13 protein-coding genes and 1 pseudogene are annotated in these 21,708 nt (G+C 69.9%); 9 read left to right on the top strand and 5 right to left on the bottom strand.

Annotation, left to right across the window (positions count from 1 at the left end):
- Together ON36_RS04305 and ON36_RS04300 are read right to left on the bottom strand one after the other, a co-directional pair.
- Positions 1 to 809, bottom strand: a pseudogene (locus ON36_RS04305) (hypothetical protein); the annotation flags it as partial.
- Between the two features lie 52 nt (positions 810 to 861).
- Positions 862 to 3,426, bottom strand: a complete 2,565-nt coding sequence (locus tag ON36_RS04300; protein ID WP_043647784.1) for an FHA domain-containing protein — start codon at positions 3,424 to 3,426, stop codon at positions 862 to 864.
- 107 nt (positions 3,427 to 3,533) lie between these two features.
- Here ON36_RS04300 and ON36_RS04295 point away from each other — a divergent pair, with 107 nt between their 5' ends.
- Positions 3,534 to 4,979, top strand: a complete 1,446-nt coding sequence (locus ON36_RS04295; RefSeq protein ID WP_043647783.1) for a neutral zinc metallopeptidase — start codon at positions 3,534 to 3,536, stop codon at positions 4,977 to 4,979.
- Here the strand turns inward: ON36_RS04295 and ON36_RS04290 are convergent, their stop codons facing one another.
- Complete coding sequence (locus ON36_RS04290) at positions 4,980 to 6,653, bottom strand: FHA domain-containing protein (protein WP_043647782.1); 1,674 nt, start codon at positions 6,651 to 6,653, stop codon at positions 4,980 to 4,982.
- 144 nt (positions 6,654 to 6,797) lie between these two features.
- On the opposite strand from ON36_RS04290, the gene ON36_RS04285 reads away from it, so the two are divergent.
- From ON36_RS04285 to ON36_RS04250, 8 genes are all read left to right on the top strand, one after another.
- The gene (locus ON36_RS04285; protein WP_043647781.1) at positions 6,798 to 8,012 is read left to right on the top strand and encodes a DUF7373 family lipoprotein; all 1,215 of its coding nucleotides are present in this window, start codon (positions 6,798 to 6,800) and stop codon (positions 8,010 to 8,012) included.
- A 151-nt stretch (positions 8,013 to 8,163) separates the two neighbouring features.
- Positions 8,164 to 9,369: a DUF7373 family lipoprotein gene (locus ON36_RS04280; RefSeq protein ID WP_052313634.1), complete on the top strand. Its 1,206-nt coding sequence runs from the start codon at positions 8,164 to 8,166 to the stop codon at positions 9,367 to 9,369.
- Between the two features lie 8 nt (positions 9,370 to 9,377).
- Positions 9,378 to 10,613 (top strand): DUF7373 family lipoprotein, encoded by a 1,236-nt coding sequence (locus ON36_RS04275; protein WP_043647780.1) that lies wholly within the window; start codon positions 9,378 to 9,380, stop codon positions 10,611 to 10,613.
- An 87-nt stretch (positions 10,614 to 10,700) separates the two neighbouring features.
- Positions 10,701 to 12,272 (top strand): serine/threonine-protein kinase, encoded by a 1,572-nt coding sequence (locus tag ON36_RS04270; RefSeq protein ID WP_043647779.1) that lies wholly within the window; start codon positions 10,701 to 10,703, stop codon positions 12,270 to 12,272.
- A gap of 152 nt (positions 12,273 to 12,424) precedes the next feature.
- Positions 12,425 to 13,633, top strand: a complete 1,209-nt coding sequence (locus ON36_RS04265) for a DUF7373 family lipoprotein (protein WP_157224763.1) — start codon at positions 12,425 to 12,427, stop codon at positions 13,631 to 13,633.
- Positions 13,634 to 13,657: 24 nt separating this feature from the next.
- Positions 13,658 to 14,926 (top strand): DUF7373 family lipoprotein, encoded by a 1,269-nt coding sequence (locus ON36_RS04260; RefSeq protein ID WP_043647778.1) that lies wholly within the window; start codon positions 13,658 to 13,660, stop codon positions 14,924 to 14,926.
- 322 nt (positions 14,927 to 15,248) lie between these two features.
- Complete coding sequence (locus ON36_RS04255; RefSeq protein ID WP_043647777.1) at positions 15,249 to 15,572, top strand: WXG100 family type VII secretion target; 324 nt, start codon at positions 15,249 to 15,251, stop codon at positions 15,570 to 15,572.
- A 33-nt stretch (positions 15,573 to 15,605) separates the two neighbouring features.
- Positions 15,606 to 15,908 (top strand): WXG100 family type VII secretion target, encoded by a 303-nt coding sequence (locus tag ON36_RS04250; protein ID WP_043647775.1) that lies wholly within the window; start codon positions 15,606 to 15,608, stop codon positions 15,906 to 15,908.
- A gap of 139 nt (positions 15,909 to 16,047) precedes the next feature.
- On the opposite strand, the gene ON36_RS04245 is transcribed toward ON36_RS04250, so the two are convergent.
- Both ON36_RS04245 and ON36_RS04240 read right to left on the bottom strand, forming a co-directional pair.
- Entirely contained in the window at positions 16,048 to 17,475 is a 1,428-nt protein-coding gene (locus ON36_RS04245) for a type VII secretion-associated protein (RefSeq protein WP_043647773.1), read from the bottom strand.
- Positions 17,472 to 21,512: a type VII secretion protein EccC gene (locus ON36_RS04240; protein WP_043647771.1), complete on the bottom strand. Its 4,041-nt coding sequence runs from the start codon at positions 21,510 to 21,512 to the stop codon at positions 17,472 to 17,474. Before ON36_RS04240 ends, ON36_RS04245 begins: the two co-directional genes overlap by 4 nt.
- Positions 21,513 to 21,708 lie beyond the last annotated feature (196 nt).

Below are 21,708 nucleotides of genomic sequence, written 5' to 3'. Positions count from 1 at the left end.
CCGAGCACCAGCGCGTGCATCGGGTGGTCGGCCACGTGCAGGCGCTGGCCGAGATGGTTCTGGAAGGCCAGACGCAGGGCGTCGTTGAAGCTGACGTTGCCCGCCAGCAGCACCGTCGAGGTGTCCGCGCCGATCGAGCGGGCCGCCGCCATGGCCTCGATGACCACGTTGTCGGCCGATCGCGCGTCGCGCAGCGCGTCGGCGCCGATGGTGACGTCGACCGACTCGGTGGGCTGCTCGTCGTCGCCGTGCACCGCGACGATCAGCATGCTGCGGCCGTCGGAGTAGATGCCGGTCGCGCCGACGCCCTGGCTGTTGCGCTCGTCGGGCGGGCGGACGAGGCCGAGCGCGCGCACGTATCCCGAGAGCGCGATGCTCTCGGGCAACGGCTCGACCACCACGTCGAGCTGCTCGACCAGGGCCGCGTACAGCTCGACCTTCTCGTCCGGCCAGTCGTCCGGATAGGGCAGCGCGACCAGGTCGGGTTTCCCGCGCAGGTGCTGGCCGACGGCGGCCAGCGGGTTGTAGAGCCGCGCCCGGAAGACCAGTTCGGCGGGCCAGGTGGCGCCGGCGATCACGATCTGCGGATGCCCGAGGATGTCGCGGACGTCCGCGATGGCCATGCCGAGGTCCGGCCGCTGCCGGTCGACCCCGGCGGTGTGCAGCCGCCCCGACGCGTCGGCGAGCAGGTAGGCGGGTGGGGTGTAGGTGCCCTCCACCTGGACCGGGCGGATCGGCGTGCCACCGCCGCCCGCGGCCACCGACACCACATCCCAACCCAGATGCAGGGCCCCAACTCGAACAGTCACAGGCTCAAGTGTGCCCGGTCGGCGCGCGGCGTGCGCGGCGGCCGTCGAGAACTCACGACGCCGACTTCCTCAGCCGCAGCCGCGACCAGGTGACCGCCACCAGGACGGCGCTGATCACCAGCAGCATGCCGGTGTCGAGCAGCCACCAGAACACCGGCGTATGCCACCACAGCGGATCCTCCTGTGCCCCGGCGAACAGTTCGCGCAGGTTGACCGTCGACGCGCTGGCCGCGAAACCCCACCGTGACGGGAACAGATACGAGACCTGCTCGAGGCCGACCCGGCCGGTCACCGGGATCAGGCCGCCCGCCATCACCAGCTGGGCCATGATCATCACCACCAGCATCGGCATGACCTGCTCGCTGGACTTGGCCAGGCTCGACAGCAGCAGGCCGAGCACCACGCACGCCACCGCGGTCAGCGCGATGTCCAGGTACAGCTCGATGCTGCCGTTCGGGATGAGCGCACCCGCGCCGGGCGGGTTCTTGAACAGCAGGGTCAGCCCGATCATCACGGCGGTCTGCAGGAACGCGGTCACGCTGAACACCACGACCTTGGCCATCAGATAGGCCGCGGGCGACAGGCCGACCGCGCGTTCGCGCTGGAAGATCGACCGCTCGCCGACCAGGTCGCGCACGGTCAGCGTCGCGCCCATGAAGCAGGCGCCGAGGACGAGCACCACCAGAAGCTGCTGGGTCTCGCTGCCGCCGGAGGGCACGAACAGCGTCGTCCCGTTGGGCCCGGCGACCTGCTCGAAGGCGCCCATGGCGAAACCGTTGCTGCCCGGGACGACCAGGGTGAGGCCACCGAGGATGAACGGCAGCACCACGAGGAAGATCAGGTAGCCGCGGTCGGCGAGGATGAGCCGCAACTGCCTGCGGGCCAGGGTGGAGAACTGTTTCAGCCCGCTCGACTGCGGCGGCGCGCCGACGTTGCCGCGCGGTCGCGGCGCCGGTGGCGGCGGTGGCGGGATGTGCGCCTGGCGGGCGCGATAGGCCGCGAAGGCCTGGTCGGGGTTGGCCGCGACCTTGGCGAAGATCTCCGCCCAGTCGCTGGTGCCCATCGCCGCGCCGACCCCGCCCGGGTTGCCGCAGAACGCGGTCTTGCCGCCGGGGGCGAGCAGGACGACCTGGTCGCACATGTCGAGGCAGGCCACCGAGTGGGTGACCACGATGACCACGCGGCCCGCGTCGGCGAGCTCGCGCAGCATCACCATGACCTGGCGATCCAGCGCCGGGTCGAGGCCGGAGGTCGGCTCGTCCAGGATCAGCAGCGACGGGCCGGTCAGCAGTTCCATCGCCACCGAGGCGCGTTTGCGTTGACCGCCCGAGAGCCGGTCCACCCGGGTCTCGGCGTGCTCGGTGAGCGAGAGCTCGGAGAGCACGCCGTCGATGACCTTCTTGCGGTCCTCCTTGGTGGTGTCCGGGGGCAGGCGCAGTTCGGCGGCGAAGCCGAGGGCCTGGCGGACGGTGAGCTGGCGGTGCAGCACGTCGTCCTGCGGGACCATGCCGATACGGGAGCGCAGCGCCTCGTACTCGGCGTGCAGGTTGCGGCCCTCGAAGGTGACCACGCCGCCCGAGGGCTGGGTGGTGCCCGCGATCAGCTTCGACAGCGTCGACTTGCCCGCGCCCGACGGGCCGATGAGCGCGGTGAGCGTGCCACGGCCCGCCGCCATGTTCACATCGACGAGCAGCTGCTTGTTGCCCTCGACGGTGAAGCCGACGCCGTGCACGTTCAGGCCCAGTTCGGCGACCGGCTTCTGCCGGTGCACCAGCGCGCCCTGCGCGACGACGAAGTCGACGTTGGCGATGGTGACGATGTCGCGTTCGCGCAGCACGACGCGCTGCTGGCGGTGGCCGTTGACGAAGGTGCCGTTGGCCGACCCCAGGTCCTCGATGACCAGGCCCTCGCTGGCCGCGACGAGGCGCGCGTGCTTGCGCGAGGCCAGCGGGTCGTTGACCACGATCTGGTTGTCGGTGGTACGGCCGATGCTCAGGCCGCCCGGCGGGATGCGGTCGGCGCGGGCCACCGGCTCGCTCGACTGCGACATCCGCACGGGCGGCAGCATGGCCGAGTCCGCGCGGCGGGTCATGTTGATGGGGTCCTGCGCAGGCACCGGCGCCGACGGCACCTGGTTGCGCGGCGCCTGTGCGCCCACATAGGGATTGGGCCGCGACTGCGGCGGCGGCTGGAACTGCTGGTACTGCGGGCGCGAGGGCGGCGCCTGCGGCGGGGGCTGTGGCGCGCGTTGCTGATGTATCTGATGGGTGGGCGGCGCGTGCATGGGAGCCGCGTGCCGGGCGGGGGCGTTGGGCACCAGATGCAACAACGGCCCACTGATGGCGTCACCGAGACGCACCTGCGTGGGCCGATCGATGGACACCGGCTGACTCAGCCGGCGCGCGTCGACGAATACCCCGTTGGTACTGCCGTTGTCGGCCAGTATCCAGGCGCCGTTCTGGAAGCGCAGCGTGGCATGCACCCGCGACACGAGAGGGCTGTCGACGAACAGCGTGACCTCCGGTGCGCGCCCCATGGTGACCTGCTGGCCCGCTTCGAATACTCGTTCGGTTCCATCATGGCGCACGGTGATGGTCTGCGCCCCCGGTGAAGACATGGAGCGGATACTATGCCATAACCCGGACATCGGCGGCGCCCCCGAGACGGCTCGAAGACCGATCGGGTGATCGACCTGCGCAGAATCCGGCCGACCATGGGGGACACATGCCGAAACCGCAAGTGCTCGTTGCGATCGCCGCCGCGCTCTGCGCGCTGCTGCTCTCGGGGTGCACCCGGATCGTCGACGGTCACGCGGTCTCGGTCTACGACAATCCCTTCCAGGTCGGGGGCCTGCCGACCACCGGCGGCCCCAACGGGCCCCGCGAGGGCGTGCCCGACAGCAGCCTCACGGCCACCAACGGCGACGGCGGCGACGTCGACGCGCTGGCCCTCAACGCGGTCGACGACATCCAGGACTACTGGCGCGGCGTCTTCCCCACCGAGTTCCCCGGCGCGACGTTCGATCCGGTGGAGAAGCTGATCTCCTGGGATGCCAGGGCACCGCGCGGCCAGGCCGTCGAGTTCTGCAAGGAGACCACCTACCACCTGGTCAACGCCGCCTACTGCCGGTCGGACAACTCCATCGGCTGGGACCGCACCATGCTGCTGCCCACCATGAGCGACACCTTCGGGAAGATGTCGGTGGTGATGGTGCTGGCACACGAATACGGCCACGCGATCCAGACCATGACCGACATCGTGACCGCCAAGACCAAGGTGCTGGTCAAGGAACAGCAGGCCGACTGCTTCGCCGGCGCGTTCATCCGGCACGTCGCCGAGGGCAGGTCCAAGCACTTCACCATCAACACCTCCGACGGGCTGAATTCGGTCCTCGCCGCCACGGTCTCGATCCGCGACGACGACCCCGACGATCCCGAGAGCGTGCACGGGTCGGCGTTCGAGCGGGTGACCGCGGTACAGATCGGCTTCACCGACGGCCCTCGCGTGTGCAAGGCCATCGATATGGAGGAGATCACCTCGCGCCGCGGCAACCTGCCGCAGAGCTTCTCCGGCGACCACAACCGCGGCGAGTACCCCATCAGCAAGGAGAACCTGGTCGAGCTCAGCAAGGCGCTCGAGAGCGTGCTCCCGCTGTCGACCCCGCCCGAGTTCCAGTACTCGGGCGCGCGGCTCACCTGCGCCGACGGCGCCACCACCGAGCCGGTGACCTACTGCCCGGAGCGCAACACCATCGCCACCGACGTCTTCGGCCTGGCCCGGCGCGGCGCCGCCGACACCGACGACGACGGCCCGATCCCGGTGAAGGTGTCCGGCGACTACAACGGCTACGTCGTCTTCATCTCCCGCTACGCGCTCGCCGTGCAGCACGCCAAAGGCCAGAGCCTGGTCGGGCCGAAGACCGGGCTGCGCGCGGCCTGCCTGTCCGGTGTCATCACCGGCAAGCTCGCCCAGCCGGGCCGTCCGGCCTCCGCGGGCGACATCCAGCTCTCCGCGGGCGACCTCGACGAGGCGGTCTCCGGCCTGCTCACCGACGGCCTCGCCGCCAGCGACACCCAGGGCAAGACGGTCCCCAGCGGCTTCTCCCGCGTCGACGCGTTCCGGGCGGGCGTGCTGAACGGCGAGACGACCTGCACCAGCCGCTACAGCTGATCAGCCGAACGGCGGTGGCGCGGCCGGTTCGAACCGCAGCACGCGGTTGCCGATCATGACCTCGGTGCCGGGCACCAGGGTGATCGGCTGGTTCGGCGTGAGCCGGATCCAGTCCCGGTAGCCGGGGTGGCGGGTGCGGGTGCCGTTGGTGGAACCGCGGTCGACGACGGTGACGTCCCAGTTGACCAGGTGCACCTCCGCGTGCGCGCGCGACATCCCGCCGGAGGAGTCGTCGACCCGCAGCGGCACCAGCCCGCGCTGGGCGGCCTCGGAGTGCTCGGGGTCGCGGCCGATGACCGCGTCGGCGGCCAGGAGATAGGTCATGCCGTCGTCGAGGACGAGCATGCCGAGCGGCGGCCGGACGACCTCGATGAGCGACTGGGTCTGGTCGACCGGCATCCCGCAGACCGTGCAGAACGCCGAGCGCGGATCGCTCGGATGGGCGCGGGCGCACTTGAAGCCCATGACCCGCACCGTCAGCGGGGTCGTGCGGGCGGTGGCCTCCAGCCTGCGCTGCAGGCTCGGGTCCGGTTCGGGCGCCGGATTGGTTCCGCTGAGGCGGGTTTCGGCCTCGTGCGCGGCGGGCCCGCCCGCGGCGAGCGGGTGGCCGGGCCCGGTGCCGGGGCCGACGGTCGGGTGGTCGGCGCCGGTGGAGCCGGGGCCGACGACCGGGTGGCCGGGCCCGGTCGCGGCGGGCCGCACCACCGGGTTCTCCGCGCCGGTGCCAGGGCGGACCACGGGACGTTCCTGTCCCGTGCGGTGGCCGGGCGGCCTACCCGCCTCGGCGGCCCGCGCCCCGCTCACGGCCGGCCCGGCCACCCGATGTTCGGCGCCGGTGCCCGGGCCGCGGCGGTAGTCGATCCCCGGGCCGTTGCCGAGGTTCGCGTCGGGACCGCCCCAGGTCGGTTCGTCGTCGTCATCGGGGGTGGCCGGGCGCGGCCTTCCCCCCTCGAACGGCGGCACGTTCGCGTCGGTGACCGCGTCCATCATCGAGGTGGCGGGCACCGCGCCGGTGACCGGCGGCGCGAGCGGGCGCGAACCACCCTGGGCGGCGCGCGGTTCCGGATCGATCCGCGCCGTCGGCGGCATCGGCGCCCGGTCCGCCGCGAGGGCGGGCGCGCCACGGCCGCGACGCGCGCCGTCGGACCACACCACGGCCCCGCCCGCCTGCGCGAGCCCCTCGACCAGCCAGCCGATGCCCCGCTCGGTGGGCACCTCCGGCACCCGGCCCTTGCCGTCGTCGACGAACAACGCGACCGCGGTGGCCGGCACCGAGGCCACCCGGTCGACGGTGAACGCCGCGTCGCTGCCGCGATAACGCTCCTGGCCCTGCTCCCCCACCAGCACGGCCGTGACCGCGCCGTGCAGGAAGATCGCCACCCCACCGTTCTCGGCGGCCGACAGCACGCCGAAATCGATCGGGGTGCCGGGCGAGATCTGTTCGGCGTGCTTCATGAGCCAGCGGGTGGCCTCGCGGGCGATCAGCGCGCCCGGGCCGCCCGGCTCGCGCTCGGCGGCGGCGCCGACGAGCTCGGCCAGCGATTCCGCCGCGATCGCGGCCGGTTCCTCGGCGGTCAGCCTGCCGCGTCCACGGTGGGCCACCACGATCACCGCCCCGGCGACGCGGGCGACGACGTGGCTGCCCGCGACAACCTCGACCTGCCGATCCCTCACCGGTATCGGCCTCCACCGGAGCCATTGCGTGGGGTCGTCGCCATGACATCCAGACTATGGCAATCCGGCGCGCAACGACGCGCTGCCCGCCTCTCTTCCGGTAACTTCGGTGCATAACGTGGGAGGAAACCGAGGGGCCGCACCATGATCCAGCACACGAAGCTCCGCATCCGCCGCATCACGGCCGCGTTCTGCACGGCCGCACTCGCCGCGACACTCGCCGCCTGCGCGGTCTCGGGCACCCCCGTGGCGGGCGAGCCCGACGTGCGCACCCTCGAGGTCGGCCGCTACCCCGTCGACGCCCACACCTACACCGAGACCGCGGGCAGCGCGAGCGCCCTGGTCGAGGGCACCCGGATGGCCGAGGCGGTCGTGCCCTCGGTCGAGATCGACCCGTCGCTGATCTACGGTCGCGGCGGCACGGTGATCCCGGACGTGGACCGGGCGCTCGACTTCGTCGCCAACGTGTCCAAGCCCGTGCTGGAGAACCGCAAGCTGGTCACCGGTTACGCCGCCCTCGGCGCGGACAAGCCCGATCCCGCCGGTCAGAGCCGCCCCGACCCGAAGGCCACCGCGATCACCACGGCCGTCCTGCGCTTCCCCGACGCGGCCTCGGCCACCCTGGCCGCCCGCGAACTCGAGGACGTCGACATCGCCGTCTCCCCCGACAACCGCAAACTGGCCTCCACGAAATACCCCGATGCCTACGTGCACTGGCGCCCCACCGTGCCGACCATCGGCGCCTTCCTGGCCAGGAAGGACTTCGTGATCTCGCTGTTCATCCAGCGCCCCACCGCCGACGCGGCCGACCTCACCGCCTGGGTCGACAAGACCTTCGCCGCCGCCCTGCCCGTGCTCGACCGCTTCGAGCCCACCCCCATGAACGAACTCGACGCCCTCCCCGTCGACACCGACCGCCTGCTGGCCCGCGCCGTCGTCGCCGACCGCGGCGCCCAGGCACCCAACGCCAACACGTTCGCCGTCTACGGCACCCGGCACATGATCAACAATTCCGACGACGAGGCCGCCCGCCGCCGCCTGGTCACCGAGACCGGCGCCGACCTGGTCGCCCTGGTCGAGGCCGGTTCGGTCACCCGGGTCCGCGACCAGTCCGCCGCCGAGACCCTCATGAAGGGCCTCATCGACGACTCCGCCCACTACGACGCCATCTCGGCGCCCAACGACGTCCCCACCGCGAAATGCCTGCAGCTCAATTCCTCCGGCGACAGCAAGAAGGAATACAAATACCGCTGCTACGTCGCGTACAAGCGCTACCTCGGTATCGCCTCCAGCGACACCGAGCCCGACGTCCGCCAGAAGATCACCGCCCAGTACGCCCTCCTGGCCAACAGTTTGTGATCGCGGACCTCGTCCGAGGTCTTCCTCACCGGCCGCCGCTGGTCCCGGGCCCGCGGGATGACCCGGGCCGCAGATGATGAGGGTGGGCAACGACCCGAACGGGTGCGTAGGATGCCGCCGTTGGCATCGTTCTGGGGAGGGACCACTGGAGATGAAGACGCACGCGAGGGGGAGGCACGTCGCCGCCGTGGTGGCCGCCGTCCTGCTGGTGGCCGGCGTGACCTCCTGCGATTCGAGCGACGGCAGTCCTGCCGCACCCGAGCCGGTGGTCGATGTCAGCACGCTCGACGTCGGCAACTACTCGACCGAGATCCGCGACATCGGGCTCGTCGCGAATCAGGATCAGGCCCGGTTCATCGAGGCCGAACGACTGGGCGACTACGTCCCGACCCCGGCCGACATCGATCCCCGATTCGTCACGGCCAATCCCTCGATCGCGACCGTCTTCCTCGACCCGGAGGCTTCCCTCGGCAAGATCATGGAGGTCGGCAGGTTCCGCGAGGTCGCCCCCGATTTCATCGGCGGTTTCGTCAGCACCGGCGGCACCGACAAGGGAAATCTCGGCATCGACCTGGTGAACGCGGTCATGCTCTTCCCCGACAGCGCGAAGGCGACCGCCGCGGCCGCCGCGCTCGAGCGCAGCGACGCCGAGTTCAACACGCGGAACGAGCCGATCGAGATTCCCGGATATCCCGCGGCGAAAGCGCACTGGCAACCGCAGGAACAATCGATCGGATCCTGGTACGCCACCGGCAATCTCGTCATCTACACCTGGATCTACGACTATCTCAAGATCTGGCTGGAGAAGGTCGACAAGCAGGCGTTGCTCGATCTGACGAAGAAGAGCCTGGACACCGTCGTCCCAGCTCTGGCCCAGTTCCGGCCGACCCCGGTCGACCAGCTGATGACGCTGCCCCGGGACCGGGACGGGATGCTCGGCCGCACCCTCAAGCGGCCGACGGAGGATTCGTGGCTGAATCCACCGGGCGTGTACAACGGCAGGACCGCCCGCCATTTCGTGTCCAATCCCATCGAGTTGGGCACGATGATCGCCGACAAAGGCATCGATCTGTACGCCACGGACGGCACCGACATCTACCGCGCGCGCGATGCCGAGGCGGCACGCGCGGTGAGCACCGACATGGGCGGCCTGAGCCGGAAGTTCACCCGTTCGGCGTCACCGAAGAATCTGCCCTCGGCCCTGTGTAAGGAGTACATCGGCCGCGAGAAGGTCGCGATCCGCTTCTACTGCACGGTGTCCCACGGCCGTTACGCCGCGTACGCCTGGTCGCATCAGCTGCTCGACGCCCAGCAGCGCATCGCCGCCCAGTACGTCCTGTTCACGAAGGCGAAGTGAGACACGCGATGAGAAAGACCGCTTCCGCCCTGGCCGCCCTCGTACTGACCGCGCTCCTCTCCGCCTGCGGTTCCACCGTCGCGGGTACCCCGCAGCCCGGCGAGATCGATATCCGGAAACTCGACGCGGGCGGCTACCCGACCGAACCGTTCAGCGCCCACGACGACCCCTACCGACCGGGCTTCACCATGATGGACGATGTCGCGGCGATGACCCTGGCGGAGTTCGTCGTCACCGCGTACGACATCGATCCCGCGATGAAGTACGGAAAGCGGGCCACCGGGGTGTCCAGCGGCTTGCCGCCGTACTCGCTGGGCGAGGACAAGCGGATCACGCCGATCCTGAAGAGCCGGCGGCTGCTCTACGGCTTCAGCAGCAAGGGGTCGAGCACCAACGACGGCGTCTACGACCTCGGTCAGTGGCCGATGAAGTCCAAGCAGAACTCGACCACCGCGACGATCACCGTCCTGCAGTTCCCCGACGCCGACCTGGCGGCCACGGCGGCCCGGGAGTTGCAGGAGGCCGACTTCGCCACCTACCCGGACAAGGTCGAGACCGTCGCCCTGGCGAAATACCCGAACGCCAGGTCGTACTGGCAGCCCACTTCGCCGTTTCTGCGCACCATCATGCCGCACGGTCCCTTCGTCATCGCGTTCCAGCTCTCCCTCCCGACCCCGGACAAGGCCGGACTCAGCAGGCTGGCGGAGACGGCCTACGACAAGCAGCTCGACCTGATCGGCAAGGCGAAGGCCTACACCGACGAGGAATCGATGACGCTGCCCTGGGATCCGGAAAAGCTCATCGATCGCACGCTGAACCCCGACAAGATCCCGACACCGGACGCGTCCGGCATGCACACGCTGGTCGGGCCGCACGGGCTGTTGCACTACGCCGGCGACCGCTACCCCGGCACGATCGACATCGCCGCGCAGCAGTTCGCCCGGATGAAGGCCCAGCGGATCGCCATGTCCTACGGCAACATCGTGGTCCGGACCGCGGACGAGCACGCGGCGGACCAGGCCGTCAAGGACCGCCTCGTGACCTCCGACATCCTGAAGCCCGCCGCGGCCCCGCCGAACCTGCCCGACTCCACCTGCTTCGAGAACATCGACGCGTCCTCCACGAAACGCTTCACCTGCATGCTCGCCTACCGCGAGTACGTGGGAATCGTCAGCAGCGATCAGCTGCTGGACGCTCAGCAACGGGCAACCGCACAGTATGCAATCCTCGCCAACAGCCGCTGACACCGGACCTACCCGAACGAGGCGTGTCCGTTATGCTGCTGCCCGGAACAGGGCCGGGTCCGGCCCCGAGTCAGGAGATCGTGGAACATGGCGATGAGCCCCGGCACCATCGTCGGTGGGTACCGCATCGAGCGAGTCCTCGGCGCGGGCGGCATGGGTACGGTGTACCTGGCCAAGCATCCCAGCCTGCCGCGCAAGGACGCGCTGAAGGTGCTCAGCGCCGAACTGAGCCGTGACCCCGAGTTCCGCGCCCGCTTCGAGCGGGAAGCCAATCTCGCCGCCGGACTGGATCATCCGAACATCGTGTCGGTCTACAACCGCGGCGAGGAACACGGCCAGCTGTGGATCGCCATGCAGTACGTCGACGGGACCGACGCCGCCGCCGAACTCAGCCGCGACCCGCACGCCATGACCCCGCTGCGCGCCCTGCGCATCACCACCGAGGTCGGCAAGGGCTTGGACTACGCCCACCGGCGCGGCCTGCTGCACCGCGACATCAAGCCCGCCAACTTCCTGCTGTCCTCCGTCGACGACAGCGACGACGAACGCGTCTTCCTCACCGACTTCGGCGTCGCCAAGTCCACCGACGACGCCACCGAACTCACCCAGACCGGCAGCTTCCTGGCCACGATCGCCTACGCCCCGCCGGAGCAGCTCAACGGCTCCAGCCTGGACCACCGCGCCGACATCTACAGCCTGGCCTGCTCCTTCTACAAACTGCTCACCGGCCAGAACCCGTACCCCGCCGCCCAGCCCGCCCTGGTCATGATGGGCCACCTGCACGAGCCCCCGCCCCAGGCGACCCGCGTCAACCCCGGCCTGCCGCCGGCGATCGACCACCTCTTCGCCAGGGCGATGGCCAAGAACCCGGCCGAACGCTTCAACACCTGCCGCGAGTTCAACGACGCCGCCGCCAATGCGCTCACCCCGGGCGCCGTCATCACCCACACGTCCCCGACCTACCCGATCCAGGTCTTCGACAACAACCGCCCCCCGACCGACCCCAGGGCCGTCACCCCCACCGCCACCGGCGCGTTCACCGGCTACACCGCCTCCCCCACCCAGCAGCCTTCCGCCCCGAAGCGTAAGCGCGCGGTACTGATCGGCGCGGCGGCCGCGGTGGTGGTCGCGCTCGCCGCGGGCATCGGCATCTGGGCGGCGAGCGGGTCGGGCGACGGCGGCTCGAACCCGACCGCGGCGCCCTCGAGCACCCCGGCCGTACCCGCGTCTGCGGAGGACGCGCGACGCGGCAACCCGGCGTTCGAGGGCAAGACGATCACGATGATCGACGTGCTGGCCGACCGGAAGATGTCGATCTATCTGACCGGCTCGGAGCAGGCCACCTTCCTCGACAGTCTCGGCTTCACCTACAACCTCGCGTACGCGAAGCGGGACGGCGAGACCTCCCCGCGTCCGGTCGAGGACATCTACGGCACGATCAGCGCGCCCGAAGGCAGCTACATCCTGGCCGTTCGCAGCGACGAGAAGGCCGGCGGAGGTGGGCTGACCGGCATCCCGAGCACGCTGTCGCAGTCTCGGGCGACGGTGATTCCCGTCGACGACCCGTCCACCGTGAGCGCCCTCCGCAACTGGACTCCGTCCTCCTCCCCCGTCCTGTTGCAGAAGCTGATCCCGGTCCTGCGGAACCGGATCAAGTGATCGATACCTCCTCGTCGCGAGGAGGTTGCGGACGGTAGCGGGGTGCTAAGTTGTCCCGTGGCGTAGAACCGTCAGACCGATCGCGAGGGGAACCGGGGGATCCGGGCCGTCCGGGTGGATCGACTGGCATCGGCCATCTCGGAGGGGGATGTATGCGCAAATCAGCCATGTGCGTGGCGGTCGGCCTTGCCGCGGCGGCGATCGGGTTGACCGGGTGCGGGGGCGACCCGGACGCGTCGTCGGCCGCGGCGCCCGAGCAGTTCCCGCAGGTGGACAACGCCACCCTCGATGTCGGCAACTATCCGACGCAGCCGCGGCAGCTCGGCAAGCCCAACCCTGATCGCGCCCGCCTGACCGAGGGCCAGCGGCTGGGCAGCTACGTGCCGACCCCGGTGGAGATCGACGAGCGGTTCCGCGTGCAGTCCGGCCCGGACTCCGCGCAGATCTACGGGTTCGTCGAGAGCATCTACACGGTGGGCGTGGACAGCGAGGTCTTCACTCGCGCGGCACCGGGTTTCGTGGCCGGCTTCTACAGCTGGGGCATGTCGCACACCGACATCCTGATCGCCGAGACCTTGCAGAACACGGTGCTGATCTTCACCGACGACGCGGCGGCGACGCAGGCCGCCGAGGCGCTCGCCCGAGCCCGGGCCGAACGTGTCGACGGCAGCGTGACGGTCGACATCCCCGGCAGGCCAGGGGCGCACGCGCTCTGGAATCCGGCCAAGCAGGAACTCCTGTCGTTCGCCGCGTCCAAGAACCTCGTGACCTACACGGTGGTCAAGGACAACGCGAAGATCGAGGTGGGCACGACCGACCTGCCCGCCATGGTCACCCTCGTCGAGAAGAGCCTGAGCGCGATCGAATCGCGCACCCGGGACTTCGTCTCGACGCCGGTCGACAAACTGGTCGATGTCGACATGGATCACGACGCCGTACTCAGCCACACGCTGTTCCGCCAGGACCGGGAGAACGCGAAGAATCCTCCCGGCATCTACGACCGCCGCGCGGCCGCGCACCTGTCCACCGACCCGGCGCGGGACCGCCCGCTGTTCGAACAGGCCGGGCTCGAGTGGCTGGGATTCAACGCGGTAGCGCTGTATCAGACCAAGGACGCCCAGGGCGCACGGCTCATCCGTGACGCGCACACCGCCCTGAATCGCAAGATCCGCTCGGCCGAGGCGCCCAAGAACCTGCCGACAACCCGGTGTGTCGAGACCAAGGTGAAGGACAGTTTCAAGGCGCGCTACCTGTGCGTCCTCGCGTACGACCGCTACGTGATCGAGGCGAGCTCGAACCAGCTGACCGACGCACAGCAACGGATCGCGGCGCAGTACATCCTGCTGACGGCCAAGCGCTGATCCGACACGACGGGGAGATCCACCATGAACACTCGACTGTTGCGCTTCGTCGCGCTCGCCGCGGTGACCCTGGGTATCGCGGGCTGCGGCCAGACCATCACCGGCACGGCCGCGCCCGGCGAGATCGACGTCCGCAAGCTCGATGTCGGCCGATTCCCGACCATGCCGCTGGGCGACTACTACGAGTACGGCCACTCCGTGCGCAGCGGCACCAGTCTCGCGGTGACGCGCTTGGCCGACAGCGTCGTCCTGGGCGACCGGATCGATCCGAAACTGGCCTACGGCACCGGTATCCAATCGATCACCCGGCCGGGCGACGTCAAGAACGCGCTCTCCGATCAGGGTGTGGCGGTCGCCGAGCGCAACGGGCTGATGTTCGGCTGGATGTCGGGCAGCAGCGATGTCGAGCCGATCCCGAACCAGAAGGTACCCGCCTCCGCGACCCTGACCACGGTGACCGTCATGCAGTTCCCGGACGCCGGGTCGGCGGCCAACGCCGCGCGGGAGTTCGAGGACGCCGACTTCGCGGTGGCGGCCGACACGAATCAGCGCGTGCCCCTGGCGAAATACCCCGAGGCGTATACGCACTGGCGTCCCGGCACGCCCACGATCGGCTCGACCGCGGCGCGCGGCAACTACGTCGTGAATGTCTTCGCCTCGACCGCGAGCGCAGATCTGGCACTGCTCACGTCCCTGGTGGAGAAGACCTATGCGGCCCAGTTCCCCGAACTCGACAAGCTCGCGCCGCTGACCAAGGAACAGGTGATGCGCCTCGACCTCGACCCCGAGGGGATGAAGCAGCGCATCCTCAATCCGAACAAGATCGGGGTGCCCTCGGTGGGCTCGCTGGCGACCTACCGGCTGAACGGCTTCCTGCACTTCCAGCCGGACCGGGAGAGGGCGCGCCGGATCTACGCGGAAGCGGGTGCCGAATACATCACGTTCTCCGAGGCCTATTCGGAATACACGACGACCTATTCGAAGGGCATCGCGCAGGCGTTCGGCACGTCGACGAGCCGGTTGCTGGAGGGCGCGATCCTGACCCGCACCCGCGATGACGCCGCGGCGGAGAAGCTGTCGGCCGCGATCATGGACAAGCCGGACGCGGGAATGACTCCCGCCGGGCTGCCGGACACCCGATGCGGCGAGATTCCGAGGCCGGGCAGCAACTCCCGTGACTTCTCGTGCGTGCTGCGCTACCGCAACTATGTCGCGCACGTGTGGGGCACGCAGATCCAGGATGCCCAGCAGCGCGCCGCCGCCCAGTACGCGCTGCTCGCCAACAGCGCCTAGCGTCGAATGGCGCGCATGCGATAGCGCGGCGGCACATCACTTCGCTATGGTGAACCGCAGTCGGCCCGTGCGAAGCGAGGGCCGGAAGTAAGGGGGGAAGGAGGGGCAAGCCTACGTCGGACCGTGCGCGACGCGGTCCCGGCGGCGTACCGACCACACCGCGTGATGCCCACCCCGGGCAGTGGCAGTGCGGCCTCGGTCGAATCATCCGAAGTTTCTGGCAAGTGGATGGAACCGATCGGCTCCGGCCGGCGTCCAACCCAGTGAACAGGCCGAACTGGCCTCAGCCAGCGACGCGTACCGAACTCGAAAGGACCCCGGCATGGCGGGACAGCTCGACGCGAGCAATCAGGCAATCGGTGACTTCGCCAAGGAGGTCACGCAGAAGCACTCCGATCTCCTGAATGCGATCAAGGCGCTGAAGACCAAGGAAGACCAGACCACCGCGACCTGGAGTGGTAACGCGCGCGCCGCGTTCGACTCGTTCATGGAGCGCTACTACTTCCAGGCCGACAAGCTGAACGACAAGCTGCTCGACACCTCCGAGAAGCTGATCAAGGCCGGCTCGAAGTACGAGGACCAGGACACCGACTTCGCCCAGCAGGTGAAGACGCAGGTCTCCAGCCTCGACCTGCCCGCTCTCTGAGCCTCAACCCCTCTCTACGAACAGGAGTACGACATGGCTGCCAATGACACCAGCCGGATCACAGCGAACTTCGGCGAGGTCGAGGCCGGTGCGCAGGCCATCGTTGCCGAGGCCCGCAGCATCATGACCCAGCTCGAGGACTTCCACAAGAAGGTCACCGACTTCGTGACCAACAACTGGAAGGGTGACGCGAACGACGCGTTCACGCAGCTGCAGGCGCAGTGGAACACCCACGTGCAGCAGCTCAACACCACCCTCGAGGGCGCCGGTACCCTCGTGACGACCGGTAACTCGGACCTGCAGTCCACCGACACCGCGCTCGCCGGCCTGTTCTGATCGTCGCTCCGACGATCGGCCCGAGCAGTCAACGGTGGTCGCAGCGCCCTCGCGAGAGGCGCGCCTGCGGCCACCGTTGTCTTGTTCGGGCCACCGGCGAGCTGGGCGAACCGCCACGCCGCGCCCGGCTCCGACCCTCTCAGGGGGCGATGCGTACCGAGCCGGTGACCGCCTCGCACGCGGGGACGATCACGTCCCGCCCGCCGGCCGGATATTGGCAGCCCACGCTGATCTGGGTGCCTCGGTCGATCAGCACGTGCCACTGGACCGTCGAGCCGTCGGCCGGTCGTTCCTCGTAGGCCAGGCCGGGACGTCCTCCGAACACCACGTCGCGCTGGACCGCGGTGACGGTGCCCGCCGGCTTCCTGGCGATCTGGGCATCGAGGTCGGCGGCGACCTCGTCGTATCCCGCCCCCGCGTCGACCGGCTTCTGCGTGACGATGATGCGGCCTCGGGTCCCGTTGTCCGACACCAGGATCAGGCGGCCGGGGTCGTCGGACCGCGACCAGCCCGCCGGAACACCGGACTCGAGTTTGCCGAGAGCGACGGTGGTCGATCGCGCGGTGGTGGTCGGCCGCGGCACCGACGACGTCGCGGAGAAACTCGGGGTCGGCGTCGCCGCCGCGACGGTGCTCGCCGGATCCGGGTCACCGCTCGACACGGCCACGACCGCCACCACCGCGCCGATGCCGATCACCACCGCCGCGGCTGCCGCCGCGAGATACCAGGGCGTCCTGCTGCGCGGCTCGATGGCGGCGGCCCTGGCACGCAACGGCTCCATCCATTCGGGCGCCGACGGGACCACGGGCCGGTCGGAGGTCCCCGAGGACACCCGGAAGAGATCCCGTTCGGCGAACGAACTGAGCTGGGCGTCGGTGCCGTAGACACCCTCCACGAGCCCGGAGATGCGGCTGAGCACCGCGGGATCCGAAGATCCGAAGATCTGGACGACGTCGGCCTGGCCACCCGGCGACACCCGGCGCAGCAGCTCGGCGAGCGCGATAGAGCGGCTGTCGTCGCGCAGATCGTCGGCACCGAGCGTGGGCTCGTACTCGGAGCTTTCGATGTGCGTGCCCTGATGGTCGTAGGTCACCGCCGAGACAGCGGTCGACAACAGGCCGATTTCGATCACGATGGTGCGCCGGCTCCGCTGCGTGGCCGGATCGAGCTCCGACGCCCGGAGGGCGATCTCCTCGAAAGCGATCTCGTGCGCGAATCCGGCTGCCGCGGTGGCAAAGACGTCACGCTCCCGCGCACCCCAGACCGTCGGGCACACGACGGTGATCCGGTCGCACGGAGTACCGACCCGCAGGTTGTCGAACACCGACCCCAGCACCGCTACGGCGCTGTCGGCGATCGAGGGCACCACCGTCGGGCGCAGCGCGATGCGGTCACCGGCCAGGTGCTGGACGACCGAGGCCGCCTGGCCCTGGTGGGTCAGCGGCTCCCCGGCGACCAGTCCGCGACCGTCGCTGCTCGGGACCACCGAAGGCGCACCGTCCCAATGGGTCCGGGCGCCGCGCGCCCAGATCCGCGCCTCGCCGATGACGAGCTCGATCTCGCTCATTCCGGCTGCGGCATCCAGCCGGTCTGGATGAGGCCCTCGGAGTTGCGGGTGACGTAGGTACCCCGGCCCGCCGGCTTGGCGCCGGGCCGGGTGGTACCCATCAGCACACCCTCGTCCCGGCTGCAGCTCATGATGAGACCCGCCGAACCCAGATCCTTCATCCGGGCGATCGTCGCCTCGTACATCGCGCGGCTCGCGCCGCCGGAACGACGGGCGATGATCAGGTGGAAACCGAGGTCGCGCGCGTGCGGCAGATGGTCGACCAGCGCGGCGACCGGGTTGCCGCTGTTCGTCGCGACCAGGTCGTAGTCGTCCACGATCACGTAGAGTTCCGGCTTGCCGTGCAGCCAGGAGCGCTCGCGCAGCTGCTGCGGCGTGACGTCGGGACCCGGCCCGCGCTGGCTCACGTACGCGGCGAGGTCGGTCATCTGCTGGGTGAACTGCGGTGCCGTGGAACCGTATCCGGCCTGGTATCCCTCCGGGATGGTGCCGAGCAGCGACCGGCGGTAGTCGCCGACGATGAAGCGGGCCTCGTTCGGGGAGTTCGAGGCGGCGATGCCGTCCATGATCGCGCGCAGCAGCGTCGTCTTGCCGGACTCCGTGTCGCCGATGATGAGGAAGTGCGGCGACTCGTTGAAGTCGAGGTACACCGGGGCGAGCTCGGACTCGTTGATACCGATGGGGATGCGCAGGACCTTGCCCTGGCGGTCCTGGTTCGACGCCCAGTTGCCCGCGAGGTAGAGGAGCTGTTCGCGCGGCAGCTGTTCCGGCAGCATGCGGACCTGGGGCGCGGGCCTGCCGGGCGTCATGCGGGCGATGGTCTCCACCGCGCCGGCGACCGCCTGGCCCAGCGTCGACGGGTCGGAGGACCCGTCGATGCGCGGCAGGCCGGTCAGCATGTGCAGGCACTCCGGCGTCATACCGCGGCCGGGGCGGCCCTGGGGTACCAGCGAGGCGAACTTGCGGCCCAGGTCGGAGTCCATCGGGTCGCCGAGGCGGAGCTCGATGCGGGTGCCGATCTGGTCCTTGAGGGCGGGCCGGGCCTCGGCCCAGCGGTTGAGGGCGATGACGACGTGGACGCCGTAGGACAGGCCCTGCACCGCGAGGTTCATGATGGTCTGCTCGAGGGCGTCGAAATCCTGGCGGATGGAGCCGAATCCGTCGATCACCAGGAACACGTCGCCGAACGGGTCGTCGTGGGCGCCCGCCGCGGCGGGGCTCGACGACGGGTCGGTGGCGCGCAGGCGGCGGAACTCGGTCATCGACTCGATGCCGAGCTGGCGGAAGCGGGCCTCGCGGGCGCGGACGATGGCGGTGGCCTCGGCGACCGTGCGGCGGACGAGGTCCTCGTCGAGGCGGCTGGCCACGGAGCCGACGTGGGGCAGGCCCTGCAGGCTGGCGAGGGTACCGCCACCGAAGTCCAGGCAGTAGAACTGCACCTGCTCGGCGGTGTGGGTCAGCGCCATCGCCATGATCATGGTCCGCAGGGCGGTGGACTTGCCGGACTGCGGGCCGCCGACGACCGCGACGTTGCCGCGGGAGCCGGACAGGTCGACGATGAACGGGTCGCGGCGCTGGTCGTAGGGGCGGTCGACGATGCCCATCGGCGCGCGCAGCGTGGCCACGGCCGAGTACTCGCCGGTGAGCACCGAGCGCGGGATGAGCTGGTCGAGGGTGGACGCCTCGTCCAGGGGCGGCAGCCAGATCTCGTGCGCGGGACGGCCGTGGCCGTGGATGCGGGAGACCAGCATGTTCAGGTTGGAGACCTGCTCGCCGTCCTCCATCAGCGGCTCCGGCTCGCCCGACGGCGCCACCGGGAGCGGGACGCGGTCGACGGAACGGAAGTCGATGTGGGTCGCGGTGAACGGGCGCGCGTTGATGTCGATCTCGCCGCCGACGATGCCCGCGCTGGTGACCTCGCGCTGCGAGCCGCCGCCGACATAGGGGCCCGACACGTAGGACGCCTGGAAGCGGACGATCTCGCCGGAGTCGGACTTCAGGTAGCCGCCGCCGGGCGAGTTGGGCAGGTTGTAGGCGTCGGGGACGCCGAGGACCTGGCGGGACTCGTTGGCGGAGAAGGTCTTCAGGCCGATGCGGTAGGACAGGTGGGATTCGAGACCCTTGAGCTTGCCCTCCTCGAGCCGCTGCGAGGCGAGCAGCAGGTGCACGTGCAGCGAGCGGCCGAGGCGGCCGATCATGACGAACAGCTCGGCGAAGTCCGGGTGCTGGGTGAGGAGTTCGGAGAACTCGTCGAGCACGACGAACAGCGCGGGCAGCGGGTCGAGGTCGGCGCCCGCGGCGCGCGCCTTCTCGTATTCGGAGACGTTGGCGAAGTTGCCCGCCTGGCGCAGCACCTCCTGGCGGCGGTTCATCTCGCCGGCCAGGGCGTCCTTCATACGGTCGACGAGGTCGGCCTCCTCTTCGAGGTTGGTGATGACCGCGGCGACGTGCGGCACGCCGTCCAGACCGAGGAACGTCGCGCCACCCTTGAAGTCGACCAGGACCAGGTTGAGCTGGTCGGGCGAGTGCGTGGTGAGCAGGCTGAGCACCAGGGTGCGCAGGAATTCCGACTTACCGGAGCCGGTCGCGCCGATGCACAGGCCGTGCGGGCCCATGCCGTTCTCGGCGGCCTCCTTGATGTCGAGCTCGACGGGGACGCCGTCGGCGCCGACGCCGAAGGGGACGCGCAGGCGTTCGCGGCCGTAGCGGGGGCGCCAGGCGCTCTCGGGGTTGAACGAGCCGATGTCGCCGAGGCCCATCAGCTGGCTCCAGGTCGAGATGACCTCGGTGTCCTCGACCTCGACGTCGCTGCTGCGCTGGGTGGCCGCGCGGTAGGGGGCGAGGCGGCGGGCCGCCTGCTGGGCCTGCTCGGCGCTGATCCGGTCGATGGTGGCGAAGCGTTCCTGGTTGCCGGTGGCGCCGCGACCGAGGCACTCGCCGTTCTCGACGACCATCCGGATGCCGCGCGAGACGGCGAGGCGCGGAGCGTAGTTGCACAGGTCGAGGACGGTGACGCCCTCGAAGCCGGACTCGCGCAGCTGGTCGTCCTCGGCCTCGAGCAGGCCGCCGTCGACCACGATGACGATGTGCACGAGGTTCGGGTTGGCCGGCGCGTTGCGCGAGTAGCGCACGCGGTTGCCCAGCAGCGGATGCAGGCTGGTGAGGGCCTCGCGGATGGAGCCGTAGAACATGCGCTGGGTGCCGATGCCGTCCTGGGCGTCGGGGTGCTGGGTGTGGGGGAGCCACTTGGTCCACTCCCACTCGCGCGCGGTGTCCGGGCCGCAGACCACGGCGACGAGCACCTGGTCGGGGGCCTGGAACATGCACAGCTGCAACAGCATGGCGCGGGTCATGTCGCGGGCCTGGACCCGGTCGCCGTCGAGGGCGATGGTGCCGAAGCCCTTCACCGCGATGGCGGTCGGCAGGTCGGGCACGGTGGAGTGGGTGCGCACGAAGCGGCGCAGCGAGACCGCGGCGATGGGCTCGAGTTCCTCGACCGGTCCGGTCTCGGGGGCCACGAGGCGGGTGGCGAGACGCTGGCCGCCCAGGCCGATGCGCGCGTGGCAGAAGTCCTTGTCGGCTGCCCGGCGCTCCCACATGCGGCTGGTGCCCGCCAGCATCCAGATCAGCCCCGGCTCGGGATGGCTCCACTCGACGGCGGCACGCTGCTGGGCGGCGGTCTCGTCGACGTCCTTGCGGACCTGATCGAGGTAGCGCAGGTAGTCCTTGCGGTCCTCGTTGGCCTCGGCGGCCTTGGCGCCCTTGCCGCTGCCCTGGCCGAACATGGTGACCATCGAGATCATCATCATCAGCGGGAACATCAGCGACATCGGATTGGAGGCGATGCCGCCGCCCTGGGTGAACAGCAGCGCCATCATGCCGACCATGCCGATGACCATGACCACCGGCATCAGTTTCATCAGCAGGCTGCCCGGCGTGATCCGGGGGATCTCGGGCGGCGGCTGCAGGGTGACCTCGCCACCGGGCGTGCGCGGTAGCTCGCGGCGCGCACGGCGCTGGAACCTCACGGTGCTCATGGTCGAAGACTCCCCCTCCAGACGATGCCGACGGCCGGGCCTGCGCCTAACTCCCGTGGCGGTGGGCCGGGCTCAGTGTAGAGCCGGCCGCCGACATGTCGTACAGTTCGTCAGGCATTCTGCTGTCCGAACGGTGGGTTCCGCAAACTGTCGACCGACACGGGTCCGGCGCGGAATCACGAGGTAGAGACGGAGT

Source organism: Nocardia thailandica NBRC 100428, assembly GCF_000308795.1.
GTDB classification, from domain to species: domain Bacteria; phylum Actinomycetota; class Actinomycetes; order Mycobacteriales; family Mycobacteriaceae; genus Nocardia; species Nocardia thailandica.
This window is presented reverse-complemented; position numbering and strand designations above follow the sequence as displayed.

Excerpts from the sequence above, each read along its gene's own strand:
- ON36_RS04300 (WP_043647784.1), bottom strand. The coding sequence starts at position 3,426 with ATGTCTTCACCGGGGGCGCAGACCATCACCGTGCGCCATGATGGAACC.
- ON36_RS04295 (WP_043647783.1), top strand. The coding sequence starts at position 3,534 with ATGCCGAAACCGCAAGTGCTCGTTGCGATCGCCGCCGCGCTCTGCGCG.
- ON36_RS04285 (WP_043647781.1), top strand. The coding sequence starts at position 6,798 with ATGATCCAGCACACGAAGCTCCGCATCCGCCGCATCACGGCCGCGTTC.
- ON36_RS04280 (WP_052313634.1), top strand. The coding sequence starts at position 8,164 with ATGAAGACGCACGCGAGGGGGAGGCACGTCGCCGCCGTGGTGGCCGCC.
- ON36_RS04275 (WP_043647780.1), top strand. The coding sequence starts at position 9,378 with ATGAGAAAGACCGCTTCCGCCCTGGCCGCCCTCGTACTGACCGCGCTC.
- ON36_RS04270 (WP_043647779.1), top strand. The coding sequence starts at position 10,701 with ATGGCGATGAGCCCCGGCACCATCGTCGGTGGGTACCGCATCGAGCGA.
- ON36_RS04265 (WP_157224763.1), top strand. The coding sequence starts at position 12,425 with ATGCGCAAATCAGCCATGTGCGTGGCGGTCGGCCTTGCCGCGGCGGCG.
- ON36_RS04260 (WP_043647778.1), top strand. The coding sequence starts at position 13,658 with ATGAACACTCGACTGTTGCGCTTCGTCGCGCTCGCCGCGGTGACCCTG.
- ON36_RS04255 (WP_043647777.1), top strand. The coding sequence starts at position 15,249 with ATGGCGGGACAGCTCGACGCGAGCAATCAGGCAATCGGTGACTTCGCC.
- ON36_RS04250 (WP_043647775.1), top strand. The coding sequence starts at position 15,606 with ATGGCTGCCAATGACACCAGCCGGATCACAGCGAACTTCGGCGAGGTC.
- ON36_RS04245 (WP_043647773.1), bottom strand. The coding sequence starts at position 17,475 with ATGAGCGAGATCGAGCTCGTCATCGGCGAGGCGCGGATCTGGGCGCGC.
- ON36_RS04240 (WP_043647771.1), bottom strand. The coding sequence starts at position 21,512 with ATGAGCACCGTGAGGTTCCAGCGCCGTGCGCGCCGCGAGCTACCGCGC.